We start from the raw sequence: 18,500 nt of genomic DNA, 5'->3' as shown, positions 1-18,500 counted from the left end.
TTCAGGAGAGAAGACATGAAGTGGCAACAACGAATTCGTGTCGCAACCGGGCTAAGCTGCTGGCAGATTATTTTGCATTTGCTGGTGGTTGCAGTTCTGGTAATGGGCTGGATGAGCCGCACGCTGGTACAGGTGGGTTTAGGGCTTTGCGTGCTATATGCGGTCACGGTAGTGCTGATGCTAGCCCTGCAACGCCACCACGAGGAGCGCTGGCGTGACATCGGCGATTTCCTCGAAGAGTTAACCACCACCTGGTATTTCGGCGCGGCGGTGATTGTTCTCTGGCTGCTGTCTCGCGTGCTGCACAACAATGTGCTGCTGGCGCTGGCAGGCGTCGTTATCCTTGCCGGGCCCGCCTTGCTGTCGGTGCTTATTAAAGAGAAAAAACGCGTTCCAAAAAAATTCAGGTGGCATTGAGTCGGCAACAAGGATTACGCCACATTACGCCGAAACATCGCGTACGCCACTGAGCCGGTCGTGGTCGCTATCACCAGTAGCGGCCACAGGCTTTGCCAGACGATATCGAAGCTGGCGTCCTTCAGGTAAATCTGCTTAGTAATATCCGTAAAATGTCTAATCGGGTTAATCCACGTCACATTCTGTAGCCACACCGGCATATTCTCCACGGGCGATACATACCCCGACAGCAAAATCGCGGGCATCATAAACACGAATACCCCGATAAACGCCTGCTGCTGTGTCTCGCACAGGGAAGAGATCAGCAAACCAAATCCCACCAGCGACAACCCGTACACCAGCATCGTGAAGTAAAACAGCAACAACGAACCGGCAAACGGAATGTCATAGGCGAATATCCCCACCGCCAGCACGATGGTGGCCTGAAAGGTGGCGACGATCAGCGCGGGTACCGCTTTGCCGACGAAAATCTGCCAGGTCGCCAGCGGCGACACCAGCAGCTGATCTAAGGTGCCTTGTTCACGTTCGCGGGCGACTGACAGCGAGGTGACAATCATCACCCCGATGGTGGTGATCATCGCAATCAGTGACGGCACCACAAACCATTTGTAATCCAGGTTCGGGTTATACCAGTTACGTATCACCAGCTCGCTGTTATTCGGTTTCGGTTTGCCGTCGAGCAGTTCCTGCTGGTACTCCTCCACGATCCGCTGCACATAGTTGGCGGCAATCTGCGCGCTGTTGGAGTTACGCCCGTCGAGCAACAGCTGCATCGGCGCGGTCTGCCCGCTATCAATATTGCGCGAGAAATCCGTCGGGAAGCGCACCAGTAGCAGCGCCTTTTGCGTATCGATGGTGGGCTGGATCTCCTGTGGGCTGCGCAATAGCAGCACGTGGGTAAAGGCTTTAGCGCGGGCGAAACGCTGGGTGAGCTCAACCGCGTGCTTGCCGCTGTCCTCGTTGTAAATCGCGATGGTGGCGTTGGTCACTTCCAGGGTGGCGGCGAACGGGAACAGCAGCACCTGAATCAGCACCGGCATAATCAGGATCGCGCGGGTCTGCGGCTCGCGCAGCAGCGACTGTAGCTCTTTTCGAATCAGCGTCCATAAGCGATGAAACATGCCGTCTCCTTAGTCCAGCCGACGTTTGGTTTTCAGCCACGTCAGGCCAATAAACATCACCGCCGAGGCAATCAAAAACAGGGTATTAATCATCAGCACCACCGGAATGTTACCCGCCAAAAACAGGCTTTGCAGGGTGCTGACAAAGTAGCGGGCCGGGATAACATAGGTCACCACCCGGATGGCGGCGGGCATACTGTCTATCTGGAAAATAAACCCGGACAGCATAATTGACGGCAGAAACGCGGCGTTGAGCGCCACCTGGGCGGCGTTAAACTGGTTGCGGGTGATGGTTGATATCAGCAGCCCCATCCCCAGGGTGCTCAGCAAAAACAGGCTGGTAATCACAAACAGCACCAGCAGCGACCCCCGGAACGGCACCCCCATGATGAATACCGACACCAGCATACACAGCCCCATCGCTAGCATGCCGAGGAAGTAATACGGAATCAGCTTGCACAGCAGCAGTTCGGCGCGGGTGACTTCCGTCGACAGCAGCGCCTCCATAGTGCCGCGCTCCCATTCACGGGCGACCACCAGTGAGGTCAGAATCGCGCCGATCACCGTCATAATAATGGTTATCGCCCCCGGGATAATGAAGTGCTGGCTGATCGCCGCCGGGTTAAACCAGTAGCGCATCTGCACGTCAATCAGCGGTTCAAAAGATTCACCCCGGTCTTCGGCGCGCTGCATCTGCCAGATTTGCCAGATGCCCTGCACGTAACCCTGCACAAAGTTGGCGGTATTCGGTTCGCTGCCGTCGGTGATGACCTGTAGCGGTGCGGTGTCGCCCGGCCTGGTCATCTGCGCCGCGAAGTTCACCGGGATGACCACCAGGCCACGAATGCGTCCGGCCTGCATCTTCTGGATTAATGCCTGGCGATTGTCGCTAATCGTGGCATCGATATACGGCGATCCGGTCATGGCGTGGGCGAAATCCAGCGCCTCCTCACTTTGCTGCTCCAGCAAAATGCCGACCCGCAGCTTGCTGGAGTCGAGGTTAATCCCGTAGCCAAAGATGAACAGTAACAGCAGCGGGATCACTACCGCGATAAGCCAGCTGCTGGGATCACGGATAATTTGCCGCGTTTCTTTCACGCACAGGGCGCGAACGCGCCGCCACGACAGAACGCTACCGGACATCGTGATGCTCCTTATCCCAGTCGTTAATCAGGGTGATGAACGCCTGTTCCATGGTCGGATCGGTGGTCTCATCATCCGCGGCCTGCGCTTTGAGGTCGTCCGGCGTGCCGCTGGCAATCAGCTTCCCGCGATACACCAGCCCGATGCGGTCGCAATATTCCGCCTCGTCCATAAAGTGGGTGGTCACCATCACGGTGACGCCTTTTTCCACCATGCTGTTGATATGCAGCCAGAATTCACGGCGGGTGATCGGGTCGACGCCGGAGGTCGGCTCGTCGAGAAACAGAATGTCCGGCTCATGCATCAGCGAGCAGGCCAGCGCCAGACGCTGCTTGTAGCCGAGGGGCAAATCATCGGTGGCATGGTCGGCGATGCTTTTCAGGCCAAAGGCCTCGCTCATGCGTTCAATTTTCTCTGCCTGCGCTTTCCCGCGCAGGCCATACACCCCGGAGAAGAAACGCAGGTTTTGCACCACCGTCAGGTTGCCGTATAACGAGAACTTCTGCGCCATATAGCCCAAATGCTGACGGGCCTTACCGGAGCTGACTTTGAGATCCATATCCAGCACCAGCGCGTTACCGGAAGTGGGCACCAGCAGGCCGCACATCATTTTAAAGGTGGTGGACTTGCCCGCGCCGTTCGGGCCGAGCAGGCCGAAAATCTCACCGCGCTTAACGGCAAAGTTCACGTGGTCAGTCGCGGCGAAATCGCCAAATTTTTTGGTCAACTCTTTGGCTTCAATCACCGTTTCGCCCGGCTTGCCGTCAACGGTGTGCAGAATCGCCGCCAGCGGGGATTCTGACGTGCCCGCGCCGCCGAGCAAATCAATAAACGCATCTTCAAAACGCGGGGCTGTTTCGTCGATGATGACGTCGGGCATCCCGTCTGCGTGACGAATCGTGTCTGCGGTGGCATCCTTGGTGAGGATCAGGCGTACCGAACGGCCCTGAATCATGCCGTCGCTGACCTGTGGCAGCTTCAGCGCCCGTTGCAGCAGTTTACGGTTGTTCTCCGCCGGACTGCTCATCAGGAAACTGCGTCCGCGCATGGTGTCGGTCAGCGCCTTCGGCTCGCCCTGATACAGCAACTCGCCCTCGTTCATCAGCAGCACGTCCCGGCACTGTTCCGCCTCATCGAGATAGGAGGTGCTCCAGAGGATCAGCATCCCGTCGCCCGCCAGTTCGTGGACCATTTGCCACAGTTCGCGGCGTGAGATTGGGTCTACACCCACCCCGGGTTCATCGAGCAACAGCACTTTCGGTTCGCCGACCAAAGTACAGGCCAGGCCCAGCTTTTGTTTCATGCCGCCGGAGAGTTTTCCCGCCAGCCGCCCGGTGAAGGGGCCGAGTGAGGTAAATTCCAGCAGCCGGGCAAAGGTTTTTTCCCGCACATCGCCGGTGACGCTGCGCAAATCGGCGTACAGCGTCAGGTTTTCCATCACCGTCAAATCTTCGTACAGCCCGAACTTCTGTGGCATATAGCCGAGCACCGCATGCAGGGCGCTGTTGTCGTTGATAGGGTCGTAGCCAATCACGCTGACCTGGCCTTCATCAGGCTTCAACAGTCCGGCGAGCATGCGCATCAGGGTCGTTTTTCCCGCACCGTCCGGGCCAACCAGCCCGGTGACATAGCCGGACTGCACAGTGCAGTCCAGCCGGGCGACCGCAGGCTTCTCCATGCCAGCAAAGCGTTTGATAAGCCCGTCGAGCTTAATCCCCGCTTCACTCATGCGTTTCTCCTTGCGGGAAGGACACCGTGACCGGCATCCCCTGACGCAGTGCATCGTCGGCATCGGTGACGATAATGCGCAGGCGATACACCAGGTCAGTACGCAGGTCAGGTGTTTCCACTGTTTTCGGCGTGAATTCGGCGGTCGGCGACACGAAGCCAATTTTGCCGTGATACGGTTTATCCGGGCGGCCATCGGTATACAGCAGCAGCTCGCGACCCGGCTGGGCCTGATTCAGATGGCTTTCATCCACGTAGGCGCGGACCCACACCGGGCGGGTCAGCGACAGCGTCAACACCGTGCTGCCCGCGTTCAGCATGCTGCCTGGCTCTACGGCGCGGGTGAGAATGGTGCCATCAGATGGGGCAATGAGCGTGGTGTCCTGCAAATCCAGCTGCGACTGTGCCAGCTGAGCCTGGGCCTGCTCAAGGCTGGCTTTGGCCTGGGCGATTTCCTGTGGACGATTACCGGCATGGTACTGACTGAGCTTATCCTGTGCCGACTTCAGCGTGGCCTGCGCCTGATCTCGCGAAGAACGGGCGTTTTCTAAATCGTTGGCGGAAATGGTGCGGCTTTTCCACAGCCCCAGCTGGCGCTGATAAAAGTTCTGCGCATAGTCATAGGCCGCCTTCGCCTGACGTACCGCGGCTTCGGTCTGAGCAATCTCCTCATCGCGGTAACCCGCCAGCAGCAGATCGTATTTTGCCTGTGCGGCGGCGACGTTGGCCTCGGCCTGCATCAGCGCATTTCGGTAAGGAGCATGGTCGATTTCACCCAGCGTTTGCCCTTTTTTCACCGCATCCCCTTCATCGACCTGCAACGCCTGCAAACGGCCGCCGACGCGGAAACTCATATTCACCGTGCGGATATCGACGTTGCCGTACAGCGTCAGGCCAGTATCTTTTCGGCTCTGATACCAGATTCCACCTCCGGCAATCGCGGCAACGATAATCAAGACCACCAAAATAATGGCGATGGGTTTCTTCATGACGTCAACTCCCTGGAGATAGTCCGTTCAGCAAGAGATCGATATGGCAGGTAATCACCTGAAAAATACGTTCCGCTTTTTCTGCATCAAATTGCGTCCAGCCGGTACGTAGCAGAATGGTCTCACGTCCCAGACGAAAGGCGAGGATCTCCCCGAGCAGGGCGTGGGTATGCAGAATGGTATCGGTATCCGTCGCATCGCGCCCGGTATAGGCCGCGATCAGTTGCGTCAGATGCCCGTGCAGGGGGGCAATAACCTGATCGTGAATCAGTTGATAGGCGGGGGAGGGCGAAAGTTGCTCCCGCGAGATAAACTTACTCAAGTTGACCGTTTCATCCTGGGTCAACAATAGGATCATATTTTTGCTGGCCTGCAGAATCAGCGTGCGAATGGCGGCTTTATCCGGCGCGGGCTGGCTGAGTAATTGCTCAGCGGCGTCGGCGTGGGGGCGAAAGTTCACCCCGATAAAATCGGCAATCCACTGGGCGCAGGCGAGATACAAATCCTCTTTCGAACCGAAATAATAGGGGATTGCCGCGATATTTTGCCCGGCGAGGCTGGCGATATCGCGGGTGGTTGCATGCAGGCCATATTCGCCAAACTGAGCAATAGCCGCGGCAATCAGCTGGTTTTTGGCCTGTTCGCCTTTGCTGGTGATCGGCGTGGTATTCATCGCGCCTCTGAAAATTAATCAATCGATTGATTAAGATTATGACTGAATTTTAACCTTGTCCACCCGAACCGGTAAATAGTTTCGCAGAAAAAGAGATGAGGGATATTTTATGCGGTGCGTCACAAAAACTGCTACACTCCGCCCCTTGCTGACATTATCGTTTTTGTCTTGTCGTATACCCACTATCACCCTGAAAACGATACCTGTCATGGTCGGGGCGGTTCGGAGTTGTTATGTCTTTTGAAACCCTTGGCCTGAATGCCGAGATCCTGCGTGCTGTCGAAGAGCAGGGTTATCGCCAGCCGACCCCTATCCAGCAACAAGCTATTCCTGCCGTACTGCAAGGCCGCGACCTGATGGCCAGCGCGCAGACCGGTACCGGCAAAACCGCAGGCTTCACCCTGCCGCTGCTGCAACTGCTGTCGCAGACTGAACCGCATGCTAAAGGCCGTCGTCCGGTGCGGGCGCTGATCCTCACCCCAACCCGCGAGCTGGCGGCTCAGGTGGGTGAAAACGTGCGTGAGTACAGCCAATATCTGAATCTTCGTTCGATGGTGGTTTTCGGCGGCGTGAGCATTAACCCGCAAATGATGAAACTGCGCGGCGGCGTTGACGTACTGGTCGCCACCCCGGGGCGTTTGCTGGACCTGGAACATCAGCGTGCCGTGAGCCTCGATAAAGTCGAAATTCTGGTGCTGGACGAAGCCGACCGCATGCTGGACATGGGCTTTATCCATGACATCCGTCGCGTGCTGGCGAAGCTGCCTGCCAAGCGGCAGAACCTGCTGTTCTCCGCCACCTTCTCTGATGAAATCAAATCGCTGGCCTCCAAGCTGCTGCACAACCCGCTGGAAGTGGAAGTCGCGCGCCGTAACACCGCCTCCGAGCAGATCACTCAGCACGTGCATTTCGTCGATAAGAAGCGCAAGCGGGAACTGCTGTCCCAGATGATTGGCGAAGGCGACTGGAAACAGGTGCTGGTGTTCACCCGTACCAAACACGGTGCCAACCACCTCGCCGAACAGCTGAACAAAGACGGCATTCGCAGCGCCGCTATCCACGGGAACAAGAGTCAAGGGGCTCGTACTCGCGCCCTGGCAGATTTCAAGTCCGGTGACCTGCGTGTGCTGGTGGCGACTGATATCGCCGCGCGCGGCCTGGATATCGAAGAACTGCCGCACGTGGTGAACTACGAGTTGCCGAACGTGCCGGAAGATTACGTTCACCGTATCGGCCGTACCGGACGTGCAGCCGCCACCGGTGAAGCGCTGTCGTTGGTCTGCGTCGATGAGCATAAACTCCTGCGCGACATCGAACGTCTGCTTAAGAAAGAGATCCCCCGTATTGCCCTCCCAGGCTACGAGGTGGACCCAAGCATTCAGGCCGAGCCTATCATCAACGGTCGTCAGGGCCGTGGCGGTGGTGGCGGTGGTCGTGGTCAGAGCCAACCGCGTCGCAGCGACAAACCTGCGGGCAATGGTCAGGCACGTCGCAGCGATAAGCCAGCCGCTGGAAACGGTCAGTCACGCCGTAGCGAAGGCGAACAGCCACGCCGCGCCGCCGATGGTGCCGCCGCCCGTCGACGCCGTCCGCGCAAGCCTGCTGCCGCGCAGTAATCTTCGCGAGCAGTAATTTACGAGAATGGCCGCAAACGCGGCCATTTTTTTTGCCCCCGTCGCCGGAAAATGCCAGAATAGTGGCTGTTTATACAGTATTCGGACTTTTCGATGGCACTCACCGCCGCGCTGAAGGCGCAAATCGCGTCATGGTACAAGGCGCTCCAGGAACAGATCCCCGATTTTATCCCCCGGGCACCGCAGCGGCAGATGATTGCCGACGTGGCAAAAACGCTCGCCGGTGACGAGGGCAGGCATCTGGCTATCGAAGCGCCAACCGGCGTGGGTAAAACGCTCTCCTATCTGATCCCCGGGATAGCAATTGCTCGCGAAGAGCAAAAAACGCTGGTCATCAGCACCGCCAACGTCGCCTTACAGGATCAGATCTACAGCAAAGACTTGCCGCTGCTAAAGAAAATCATTCCCGATCTGCGCTTCACCGCTGCATTTGGCCGTGGGCGCTATGTTTGCCCCCGTAACCTGGCCGCGCTCTCCAGCACCGAACCGACGCAGCAGGATTTACTGGCCTTTCTCGACGACGAGCTCACGCCGAATAATCAGGAAGAGCAGAAGCGCTGCGCCAAACTGAAAGCCGATTTAGACAGCTATAAATGGGACGGCCTGCGCGATCACACCGATCAGGCCATTGATGACGACCTGTGGCGTCGTCTGAGCACCGACAAAGCCAGCTGCCTCAACCGCAACTGTCATTATTACCGCGAATGCCCGTTCTTCGTGGCACGCCGCGAAATTCAGGAAGCAGAAGTGGTGGTCGCTAACCATGCGTTAGTGATGGCGGCGATGGAAAGCGAAGCGGTGTTGCCTGAAGCGAAAAATTTGCTGCTGGTGCTCGATGAAGGCCATCATCTGCCGGATGTGGCCCGCGATGCACTGGAAATGAGCGCCGAAATTACCGCGCCCTGGTATCGCTTGCAGCTCGATTTATTCAGCAAACTGGTGGCGACCTGCATGGAGCAGTTCCGGCCGAAAACTGTGCCCCCGCTGGCCTCGCCGGAACGGCTGAAAGAACATTGCGATGAGCTGTATGAACATATTGTTTCGCTGAATAATATTCTCAGTCTGTTTATGCCTGCCGGGCCGGAAGCAGAACACCGCTTTGCGATGGGCGAACTGCCAGACGAAGTGATGGTGCTGTGTCAACGGCTGGCGAAACTCACTGAAATGCTGCGGGGTTTATCCGAGCTGTTCCTCAACGATCTCAGTGAGAAAACCGGCTCGCACGATATCGTTCGTTTGCACCGGGTGCTGCTGCAAATGAACCGCGCGCTGGGCATGTTCGAAGCGCAAAGCAAACTGTGGCGCTTGGCGGCGATGGTCCAGGCGTCAGGTGCGCCGGTCACCAAATGGGCGACCCGTGACCAGCGCGATGGGCAGCCGCACGTCTGGTTCCACTGCGTGGGCATTCGGGTCAGCGATCAGCTGGAAAAGCTGCTCTGGCGGCGTGTGCCGCATATTGTAGTGACCTCGGCCACGCTGCGTTCGCTTAATAGCTTCTCGCGTTTGCAGGAGATGAGCGGCCTGAAGGAAAAAGCAGGTGACCGCTTTGTTTCCCTCGATTCGCCGTTTAACCACGTCGAACAAGGGAAAATCATCATTCCTCGGATGCGCGTTGAGCCGTCGATGGACAATGAAGAGCTGCATCTGGCCGAAATGGCCGCCTTTTTCCGTGAGCAGGTTGAAGCCAAAAAGCATCTCGGGATGCTGGTGCTGTTCGCCAGCGGCCGGGCGATGCAGCGTTTTCTCGAATATGTTCCGGATTTGCGCCTGTTGCTGCTGGTGCAGGGCGATCAACCGCGCTATCGGCTGGTGGAACTGCACCGTAAACGCGTCGAAAGCGGCGAGCGCAGCGTGCTGGTCGGGTTACAGTCGTTTGCCGAAGGGCTCGATTTGAAAGGCGAATTACTCAGCCAGGTGCATATCCACAAAATTGCCTTTCCACCGATCGACAGCCCGGTGGTCATCACCGAGGGTGAGTGGCTGAAAAGCCTCAATCGTTATCCGTTTGAGGTGCAAAGTCTGCCCAGCGCCTCGTTCAACCTTATTCAGCAGGTTGGGCGTTTGATTCGTAGCCACGGATGCTGGGGCGAAGTGGTCATTTACGACAAGCGTCTGCTGACCAAAAATTATGGCCCGCGTCTGCTGAATGCGCTGCCGGTATTTCCCATCGAGCAACCCGACGCGCCAGAAGGTATAGTAAAAAGCAAAAGTTTACCGGCGCGGCGTAAAAGACGCTGACCTGCTGTCAGGAGCAATGCATGGACTATCGCAAAATCATTAAAGAAGTTGGCCGTGGCAAAAATCACGCCCGCGACCTGGACACCGATACCGCGCGTGGGCTGTACGCGCAGATGCTCAAAGGCGAGGTGCCGGAACTGGAACTGGGCGGCATTTTGATTGCGCTGCGCATTAAAGGCGAAGGTGAGGCCGAAATGCTCGGCTTCTACGAGGCGATGCAGCAGCACACTGTTCGCCTCACCCCGCCAGTGGCGAAGCCGATGCCGATTGTTATTCCAAGCTATAACGGTGCGCGCAAGCAGGCCAACCTCACGCCGCTGCTGGCGATGCTGCTGCACAAGCTTGGTTTCCCGGTGCTGGTGCACGGCGTCAGCCATGATCCTACCCGGGTGCTGACCGAAACCATTTTCACCCTGTTGGGCGTGGAGCCGACGCGGCATGCCGGGCAGGCGCAGGCGAAGCTTGACGGTCATCAGCCGGTGTACATGCCGATTGGTGCCTTCTGCCCACCGCTTGAAAATCAGCTCGGGATGCGCTGGCGTATGGGCGTACGTAACAGTGCCCATACCCTGGCGAAGGTCGCTACGCCGTTTGAGGAGGATGCTGCTCTGCGCCTGTCGAGCGTTTCTCATCCGGAATATGTGCCGCGTGTGGGCAAATTCTTCGGTGATATTGGCGGTCGGGCGCTGTTAATGCATGGCACCGAAGGGGAAGTTTACGCCAACCCGCAGCGCTGCCCGCAAATTAGCCTGATTGATAGCAACGGTACTCGGGTGTTGGTCGAGCGCGAAGATGCCCTGCGGGAGACCGTTCTGCCGGGGTCAAAGGATCCGGACGTGACGGCCCGATGGATTGAGTGCTGTGTCGCCGGAGTCGAACCGGTGCCTGAATCACTGAAAATACAGATGGCCTGTTGCCTGGTGGCGACCGGGGAAGTCACGGATATTAACGCTGGCCTGCAACGGGTTAACGACTGCTGGTGATCAACCGGCAAAAAAAAGCCCGTTCAGTGGCGTGAACGGGCGAATAAGGGTTAATTCTGGTACTGCAAGGCAATGCTTAAAGGTCAATGAGGGTTAAATCTGTTTCGGGTGATTATTTGTAAATCACCGCAGTACCGCTGATTTTGTTATTGGTGTTGGCAGAAGTAATGCTGTAACCGGTAGCGCCCGCAGCAGCGGCTTTCTCAGCCAGTTTCGCTTCCAGACCATCCAGAGTACTTGCCCCATCTACCGACACGGTACCGATTTTGTTCAGGCTTTGTGCTTCAGTTGGGGAGACCGGCTGTGCGGCAAACACGCCGAAAGACAGAGCAGATAGAGCGATAGCGACAGCAGTAGTTTTGATCGTTTTCATCGTTAATTTCTCGCAGGTTATTCTTTAAAAGTGACGTTGTCCGTCGATGTGATGAGTATCACGTTTTTTTGCGGTAGATAAAATCGAATAGACTTGATGGACTTCATCGAAAAATTTGAATGATTAATAAATTACTGATTATTAATAAAATAAAATGGTCGCGTGAGCAGAAAACGGGGATGAGGGGCGTGCGGCGAATTTAAGGGCACGGATTGCGACTTTTTTCGGCAAAAAGTATGCGCGTAAAGACAACCGGTTTCGCTGTAGTGGAAGCTATAGTTTTGTCAGTAAATCTACAGATTACGGATTTGGCAGGCACTATACACCGTTTGGGTGAGTTTTTTAAAGTTTTTGTGCTGTTGGTGTGGGGCGGTTAATTTTGGCGAGTACGAAAAAATGCGCCTGTAGAAAGAGGCGCATTTCTGATGGGATTAACTTGAACAGATTATTTGTAGATGGTTGCGGTACCGAACATTTTGTTATCACCGCTGGCGGAATTCACCACAAACCCTTTCGCACCCTCTTGATGCGCTTTCTCAGCCAGTTTGGTCTGGAGATCCTGGAAATCGTCAGCACCAGAAACCGATACCGTACCCGCCGAACGGAGTTGTCCGGTATCACCTTGCTGCAACTGTTGAGGCTCGGCGCTCGCCGAAAAAGAGAGCATCGACAACGCACTAGCCGCAATCAAAACCAGTATTCTTTTCATATGCACATCCTCTCTGTATCCACCTGGGATAGGCTAAGTGTAGGTGGAGAAGAAATGTGACATACCGCAAAAAATTGATGATCATCTGCGTGTTTTTTGAACGACATAAATTGACGAGAAACTGACAAATCAGCCACATATAAGTGGCTGATAAGATGTGGATTATCGAGCATCTGGTCGAACGAGGTCGAACCGCTGGCTTTCGTCAATGCTGTAATATGCCGAAGGGCCGCCTGCGCGCAGCACTGGTCGTGCTTTTGCAGTCTGATAAATGCCGTTTTCCAACAGCGATTCATCAATGTGTACCGCCACCACTTCCCCGAGCACCAGCCAGGTGTCAATTGCCGCGCCGTCTGCGCCGGTAAGCTGAATGCACTGCGATAAGCGGCACTCGAAATTAACCGGACTTTCGGCCACGCGTGGCGCGCGCACGATTCGACTATCGGCGGGGGTGAGCCCGGCGCGCACAAACTCATCTTCGCCCGGCGCGAGGCTGGCGGAGGTTTCATTCATCGCGCTGGCGAGGTCAAATGTCGTCAGGTTCCAGACGAATTCGCCCGTTTCAACGATATTACGCACGCTGTCTTTCCAGCCGCTGCTGGCGAAACCGATGATTGGCGGGCGATAGTTAAAGCAGTTAAAGAAGCTGTACGGTGCCAGATTGCGGTTGCCCTGCGCATCAAGCGAAGCAATCCAGCCAATCGGGCGTGGGCCAATGATGGCGTTAAGCGGGTCGTGCGGCAGTCCATGTCCGTCTGAAGGCTGATAAAAATACATAGCGCACCTGTCAGTTTAAAGGATTATGAAGACTCACTTATTTACCTCACCCGCGTCAACGGGTATCTTACGCTGCCGTCAACAGGAGGAAGACATGAAAGCCCAAAAGCCGGGGTTACACCCGCGTAACCGTCACCACGCCCGATACGATTTACCCGCACTGTGCAAGGACACACCGGCACTGTCGGCGTTTATCGTCACCAGCCCGGCCGGGGAACAGACCATTAATTTCGCCGATCCCGATGCAGTTAAGACCCTGAATGAGGCACTGCTGGCGCATTTTTACCAGGTGAAAGGCTGGAATATCCCAGAGGGTTTCCTTTGCCCACCGGTGCCTGGCCGCGCGGATTATCTGCACCATCTGGCAGACCTGCTGGCAGAAACCACCGGTAGCGTGCCACAAAATGCCAGCGTGCTGGATATTGGCACCGGGGCGAACCTGATTTATCCGCTGATTGGCAGTCATGAATACGGCTGGCGCTTCACCGGCACCGAAGTGAATGCCGAAGCTATCGCCGGTGCTCAGGCGATCATTGATGCCAATCCGGGGATGACCCGTCAGATCCGTCTGCGTCGTCAGAAAGACGCACAGGCAATCCTGACCGGGATTATCCATAAGAATGAAATGTTCGATGCGATGATCTGCAACCCGCCGTTCCATGACTCTGCGGCAACCGCGCGTGAAGGCAATGAGCGTAAACGTCGCAATCTCGGCCAGCAGAAGAACGATACCCTGAACTTCGGTGGCCAGGAGCAGGAGCTGTGGTGCGACGGTGGTGAAGTGGCGTTCATCAGCAAAATGATCGACGAAAGCCGCCAGTTTGAGCGTCAGGTGATGTGGTTCACGTCGCTGGTGTCTCGCGGTGACAATCTGCCGCTGCTGTATGCCGCCCTGACCAAAGCGGGTGCGGTAAAAGTCGTGAAAAAAGAGATGGCCCAGGGGCAGAAGCAGAGTCGCTTCATCGCCTGGACCTTCCTTGACGACGACAAACGCCGTCGCTTTGCGGCCCGCGCACGGTAATCACGCCGTCGTTTGATCCGGGGCGGGTGGCTCAAGCGACGCCGCAGCCGGAGTACCCGGTGCAGACAGAACCTGATAGGTCTGCACCGGCGCACGAACGCCTGCTTTATCGAAGTGCTTCTTCACCTGCGTATCGAGCGCGAAACGCACCGTCCACTGTTTTAGCGGCAGGGTAGTGAAAGTGACCCGCAGCGTAAACGCGGTGTTAGTCAGGCCCACCAGGCCGGCAAACGACGGCTCGCCGATCACCAGCCCGCGTATATCTTCCTGCTCCATCAGCTCCGCCACCGCCGCTTTCAGCGCGTTATTGGCAGTATCGACCTCTTCGTTGCGATCCACGTCGTAATTTGCCACCACTGACCCGATGCCGCGCACAAAGTTGGCAAAAGTCGTAATCGATGACCACGGAATGATGTGATAGGCCCCGGTATCCTGGCGTACGCCGACCGAGCGAATGGTCATTCTTTCCACGGTGCCAGTAAGCGGCCCGATGGTCACCAGATCCCCGGTGTTCATCCCGTTTTCAAATTGAATGAAGATTCCGGTAATGATGTCTTTTACCAGCGTTTGTGACCCGAAGGAAATCGCCAGCCCCAGCGCCCCGGCCCCCGCCAGCAGCGGTGCTATATTCACGCCAATTTCCGACAATAAAATCATTATCGTGATGGTGCTAATCACCACCGCCAGGGCATTGCGAAACAGTGTCAACAGCGTACGGGCGCGGGCGCTCGGCAGCGGACGACCGTGGATATCCGACGCCAGACGGTTTTCAATCAGGCTTGCCAGCAGCGTCCAGCCAATGGCCGAGAAGAAAAGGATAAGTGCGATGCGGATAATGACATCGACGGTTTTCTCGCCCGCGCCGTTGTGCAGCCAGTTCCAGAAATCAAACAGCCCCCAGGCGCTGAGTAACATCATTACCGCCACGCAGACCGTCAGAATACGGGCGACTTTTAGCGAGGCAGACAACCAGCCGTTGAGCCGTTTTTGCAGCTCCGGATAGTTGCGCTGGGTTTCGGGCGACAGGGTGATGGTTTTGGCGATCCAACGCGACAGCATCCCTGAGATAAAGGCCGCAATGCCGATGATGGCGAGGCTTCTCACCGACGCACCCATCATAAATTTCAGGCTATTGCCGGGGTCAAACAGTGAGAAGAAGAACAGCACGATGAAATAGGCGCTGGCAAGCCAGTGCCAGACCAGCGCAAAGGCGCGGATAAACAGGCTAAAGAAAGCCAGCGATCGGTCTGCCAGCTGGATAAGACTGGCGGTAATAGCTCTCTTGTTATGGAAAATCAGCCACAGTGCCCAAACGGTGATGCACAGCATGATAACCACGTTTGCTAACGCGCCGGTTTGCACATTCACCTGATTAGAAATGATCGGCACCGCCACAATCAGACCGTAACCAATCAGGCTGCTCAACAGACTCAGGCGTATGCTCCAGTAGCGTGCACTCTCATCCTGAATGTTGAACGGGCGCAGATCCGGTACGCGCGGGCAGAAAATGAGCCGCAGAATGGCTTTAAAGAATTCAATCAGCGCGAAGGCGTTGAGAAACAAGCTTTGCTGAAATGCGACGGTACGGCTACCTGCGTTGAGTCTGTCGCTCAGCATTTGCCCGATAAACAGCGTCAGTCCCAACAGCAGCAGGTCGATTATCATCGCCCCGGTGATCATCGCTGGCAGATGCAACCAGTTGCTGCGATCGCGATTTTTCCGTCGTCCCCACTGGCCCATCTTGCGGTACAGGGGCAGCGCGCAGAGACGAAGCAATGCGTAGAAAATGAAGACCAGCCCCGCTAACAGTAAAAAGTGGGTGACCGCGTTGGTGAATGTATGGGTATTAAACGGCTTATGCGGCGCAGTAGAAATATTGCGCCACAGCTGCGCAAAGCTTGCTGCAAACGCCTCGCCGTAATGACGACTAACGTCGGTCACGCTTTCGAGCACGGTTTTTTCTTCACTCACCGGAGGGGGGCTAAGCGTTGGCGTTGGATCCTGCGGTGGTGTGGCGGCCGCCGTACGTAGCTGTTTAATCAGCTCCTCACGCGATGCATCATTTTCGAGTACGTCAGCCAGCGCAGCGTAGGCCGCTTTTTTTTGCGCAGCATCGGGTTTTGCTGACGCGGAGGCACTGTTAGAACTGGACGCTGGGGCCGTTACGCCGGGGAGAGTTACCGCCTGAAGCGGGGCACAAAAAAGTGTCGCAATAAGCAACAGGATCCACGGCACAGGTGCCTCCCTTTTAAATCATCAACAAAATGATAAGTATAGCGGCTGGGGGAGGGCGGTTTTATTTTGAGAGGATTCTCTCCCCCAGGAGCGGGGGAGAGTGAAGCGGTTTACGAGACGTGCTGCAAAAATTCCTGCAGACGCTGGCTCGGCGGGTTGTCGATAAGGGTTTGCGGATTGCCGTCTTCGGCAATGCGACCTTTATCAATGAAGATCAGACGCGACGCCACCTTCTCGGCAAAACCGATTTCATGAGTAACGATGACCATGGTCATGCCCTCTTCAGCCAGATCCTGCATCACTTTCAGCACTTCGTGGCGGAGTTCGGGATCGAGGGCCGAGGTTGGCTCATCGAACAGCATCATTTTCGGTTTAACCGCCAGCGCACGGGCAATCGCCACGCGTTGTTGCTGACCGCCGGACAGTTCCGACGGGTAGTGATGCCCACGTTCCGCCAGACCGACCTTCGCTAACAGAGCCTTGGCCTGTTTTTCTGCGTCGGCTTTGGAGGCACCGCGCACGCGCTGCGGGCCGAACATCACGTTTTCCAGCGCCGTCAGATGCGGGAACAGATAAAACTGCTGGAACACCATACCGGCTTCCTGACGAATCAGCCGCTCATCAACCTTCGGATCGTTGACCTTCAGACCATCGACGATCAGGTCGCCACTGGTGATTTCCTCAAGCTTGTTGATGCAGCGCAGCAGGGTAGATTTACCGGAGCCGGATGGCCCGATTATCACCACCACTTCACCCTGGGTAATGTTCAAATCGATGTTATGCAGCACCTGGGTTTGGCCAAAGTGCTTGGAGACGTTTTTAAATTCAATCACAGGATTTTCATCCTTCTTTCAAGAATGCGGAGCACGATGTTCAGGACCTGGGTAATTATCAGATAGATAACCCCGACGGCGGTCCAGATTTCCAGGGCGCGGAAGTTCCCGGCGATGATCTCCTGACCGCTGCGGGTCAGCTCGGCGGCACCGATGACGATGAACAGCGAAGTATCTTTGATACTGATGATCAGCTGGTTACCGAGTGCAGGCAGCATACGACGCAGTGCCAACGGCATAATCACATGGCGGATGGTTTCGCGACGCGACAGGCCGAGCGCCAGTCCCGCTTCGCTGAAGCCTTTGTGGATGGATAATACCGAGCCACGGGTGATTTCCGCGATATAGGCCCCGGAGTTGATCATGATGGTGATCACCGCGGCGGTGAAGGTGTCGATGCGAATATCCGGGAAGGCCATCGGCAGAGCGAAGTAGATATACATCACCTGAACAACGATAGGGGTGCCGCGGATGATTTCGATGAAGATGAGGGCAACGTGGTTGGCAATCCAGCCGCCGTAGGTACGGGCCAAACCGGCCAGCAGACCGATAATAATCCCGCCTGCTAACCCGAGGATCGAAATCCACAGAGTCATTTTGGCGCCATCCAGCAGGATTGGAATGGCAGGCCAGATGACGCTCCAGTCAAACTGCATAATGTTGTATTCCTGTTACTGTTACCGTGGTTCAAATATGACAGGGGCGAAAGGTCGCCCCTGTGAAAAGTAAAACCGAGTCAGAATAATTATTTAGGTTCAGTACCGAACCATTTTTTGTAGATCTCGTTGTACTGACCGTTTTCATGCAGTTTTTTCAGTGCACCGTTCACTTTCTCACGCAGTTCGTCGCTGCCTTTCGGGAACGCAATCCCGTATTGCTGCGCTTCCAGTGATTCGCCAACCGCTTTGAACTGACCGTTGCCCGCCGTTTTAATGAAGTACAGGATGTTCGGCGTATCGTGCAGGACCGCGTCAGCACGGTTGGTGCCGAGTTCCATATAGGCATTATCAATATTCGGGAACTGGCGCAGGTCTTTGGTTTTGATGTTCGCTTTCGCGTAATCCACCGAACCGGTACCGCTCTTCACAGCGACCACTTTGCCCTCTAAATCTTTAACGCTTTTGATGTCGTTGTTGTTGGCTTTCACCATCACCAGCAGACCGCTTTTGTAGTAGCCATCAGAGAAGTCGATAGCCTTTTTACGTTCGTCGGTAATGGTTATCCCAGCCAGCGCCAGATCGATATTTTTGGTTTGCAGCGCAGGGATGATGCCGCTGAAATCCATTGGTTTCAGGGTGTAGTTGAGCTTCAGCTCTTTGGCGACAGCAGCCCACAGATCGACGTCAAAACCAACGTATTTATCGCCCTGTTTGAATTCGAAGGGGACGAACGCGGTGTCAGTCGCAACAACCAGCGGCTTTTCCGCGGCCTGAGAAGAAACGGCAAAAGCCAGGGTCAGTGCAGCCAGTGAAACTTTAAATACAGACTTCATAGCATTTCCTTTTATAACCACGGGGCAATCCCCTGCGAGAACAATCCGCATATGAAAGAATCGTGCCAGTTTTACAACTTGTTGTTTTCCAACGAAGCGGTGGCCCGGTATTGCACAAAAAGAGGGGCCAGGCA

17 protein-coding genes are annotated in these 18,500 nt (G+C 55.9%); 5 read left to right on the top strand and 12 right to left on the bottom strand.

Annotation, left to right across the window (positions count from 1 at the left end):
• Positions 1-15 precede the first annotated feature (15 nt).
• Positions 16-417, top strand: a complete 402-nt coding sequence (locus SIK69_RS16885; RefSeq protein ID WP_319629396.1) for a YbhQ family protein — start codon at positions 16-18, stop codon at positions 415-417.
• 14 nt (positions 418-431) lie between these two features.
• On the opposite strand, the gene SIK69_RS16880 is transcribed toward SIK69_RS16885, so the two are convergent.
• From SIK69_RS16880 to cecR, 5 genes are read right to left on the bottom strand one after another with little or no spacing between them, the layout of a single operon-like run.
• Positions 432-1,538: an ABC transporter permease gene (locus SIK69_RS16880; RefSeq protein WP_319629395.1), complete on the bottom strand. Its 1,107-nt coding sequence runs from the start codon at positions 1,536-1,538 to the stop codon at positions 432-434.
• Positions 1,539-1,547: 9 nt separating this feature from the next.
• Positions 1,548-2,681, bottom strand: coding sequence for an ABC transporter permease (locus SIK69_RS16875; protein WP_319629394.1), 1,134 nt, complete (start codon positions 2,679-2,681; stop codon positions 1,548-1,550).
• Positions 2,671-4,410 (bottom strand): ATP-binding cassette domain-containing protein, encoded by a 1,740-nt coding sequence (locus SIK69_RS16870; RefSeq protein ID WP_319786615.1) that lies wholly within the window; start codon positions 4,408-4,410, stop codon positions 2,671-2,673. The genes SIK69_RS16875 and SIK69_RS16870 overlap by 11 nt, the downstream gene beginning before the upstream one ends.
• Complete coding sequence (hlyD, locus tag SIK69_RS16865; protein ID WP_319629392.1) at positions 4,403-5,398, bottom strand: secretion protein HlyD; 996 nt, start codon at positions 5,396-5,398, stop codon at positions 4,403-4,405. Before hlyD ends, SIK69_RS16870 begins: the two co-directional genes overlap by 8 nt.
• A 4-nt stretch (positions 5,399-5,402) precedes the next feature.
• Positions 5,403-6,071 carry a transcriptional regulator CecR gene (gene cecR / locus SIK69_RS16860; protein ID WP_319629391.1) on the bottom strand — a complete coding sequence of 223 codons (669 nt, stop codon included), beginning with the start codon at positions 6,069-6,071 and terminating at the stop codon, positions 5,403-5,405.
• Between the two features lie 233 nt (positions 6,072-6,304).
• On the opposite strand from cecR, the gene rhlE reads away from it, so the two are divergent.
• From rhlE to ybiB, 3 genes are all read left to right on the top strand, one after another.
• A complete protein-coding gene (gene rhlE / locus SIK69_RS16855) occupies positions 6,305-7,687 on the top strand; it encodes an ATP-dependent RNA helicase RhlE (protein ID WP_319629390.1) in 1,383 nt (460 codons plus the stop codon).
• 111 nt (positions 7,688-7,798) lie between these two features.
• A complete protein-coding gene (gene dinG, locus SIK69_RS16850; protein ID WP_319629389.1) occupies positions 7,799-9,943 on the top strand; it encodes an ATP-dependent DNA helicase DinG in 2,145 nt (714 codons plus the stop codon).
• A 20-nt stretch (positions 9,944-9,963) separates the two neighbouring features.
• A complete protein-coding gene (ybiB, locus tag SIK69_RS16845; RefSeq protein ID WP_319786614.1) occupies positions 9,964-10,926 on the top strand; it encodes a DNA-binding protein YbiB in 963 nt (320 codons plus the stop codon).
• Positions 10,927-11,038: 112 nt separating this feature from the next.
• On the opposite strand, the gene ybiJ is transcribed toward ybiB, so the two are convergent.
• The 3 genes from ybiJ to SIK69_RS16830 form a co-directional block, all read right to left on the bottom strand.
• Positions 11,039-11,299 carry a DUF1471 family protein YbiJ gene (gene ybiJ, locus SIK69_RS16840; RefSeq protein ID WP_319786613.1) on the bottom strand — a complete coding sequence of 87 codons (261 nt, stop codon included), beginning with the start codon at positions 11,297-11,299 and terminating at the stop codon, positions 11,039-11,041.
• Between the two features lie 445 nt (positions 11,300-11,744).
• Positions 11,745-12,008: a multiple stress resistance protein BhsA gene (bhsA, locus tag SIK69_RS16835; RefSeq protein ID WP_319629386.1), complete on the bottom strand. Its 264-nt coding sequence runs from the start codon at positions 12,006-12,008 to the stop codon at positions 11,745-11,747.
• A 162-nt stretch (positions 12,009-12,170) separates the two neighbouring features.
• On the bottom strand, positions 12,171-12,785 hold the full coding sequence (locus SIK69_RS16830) for a flavin reductase family protein (RefSeq protein ID WP_319629385.1): 615 nt from the start codon (positions 12,783-12,785) through the stop codon (positions 12,171-12,173).
• 94 nt (positions 12,786-12,879) lie between these two features.
• Here SIK69_RS16830 and rlmF point away from each other — a divergent pair, with 94 nt between their 5' ends.
• Positions 12,880-13,806 carry a 23S rRNA (adenine(1618)-N(6))-methyltransferase RlmF gene (gene rlmF / locus SIK69_RS16825; RefSeq protein ID WP_319629384.1) on the top strand — a complete coding sequence of 309 codons (927 nt, stop codon included), beginning with the start codon at positions 12,880-12,882 and terminating at the stop codon, positions 13,804-13,806.
• Here rlmF and ybiO read toward each other — a convergent pair whose 3' ends face one another.
• From ybiO to glnH, 4 genes are all read right to left on the bottom strand, one after another.
• Positions 13,807-16,041, bottom strand: a complete 2,235-nt coding sequence (gene ybiO / locus SIK69_RS16820) for a mechanosensitive channel protein (protein WP_319786612.1) — start codon at positions 16,039-16,041, stop codon at positions 13,807-13,809.
• 110 nt (positions 16,042-16,151) lie between these two features.
• Complete coding sequence (glnQ, locus tag SIK69_RS16815) at positions 16,152-16,874, bottom strand: glutamine ABC transporter ATP-binding protein GlnQ (RefSeq protein ID WP_319786611.1); 723 nt, start codon at positions 16,872-16,874, stop codon at positions 16,152-16,154.
• Complete coding sequence (glnP, locus tag SIK69_RS16810) at positions 16,871-17,530, bottom strand: glutamine ABC transporter permease GlnP (protein WP_319629381.1); 660 nt, start codon at positions 17,528-17,530, stop codon at positions 16,871-16,873. Before glnP ends, glnQ begins: the two co-directional genes overlap by 4 nt.
• Before the next feature lie 89 nt (positions 17,531-17,619).
• The gene (gene glnH, locus SIK69_RS16805; protein ID WP_319629380.1) at positions 17,620-18,366 is read right to left on the bottom strand and encodes a glutamine ABC transporter substrate-binding protein GlnH; all 747 of its coding nucleotides are present in this window, start codon (positions 18,364-18,366) and stop codon (positions 17,620-17,622) included.
• Between the last annotated feature and the right edge of the window lie 134 nt (positions 18,367-18,500).

The organism is Scandinavium lactucae (assembly GCF_033843265.1).
Taxonomy (GTDB): domain Bacteria; phylum Pseudomonadota; class Gammaproteobacteria; order Enterobacterales; family Enterobacteriaceae; genus Scandinavium; species Scandinavium lactucae.
Note: the sequence above shows the minus strand (reverse complement) of the source record. Positions and strands in the feature narration are given on the sequence as shown.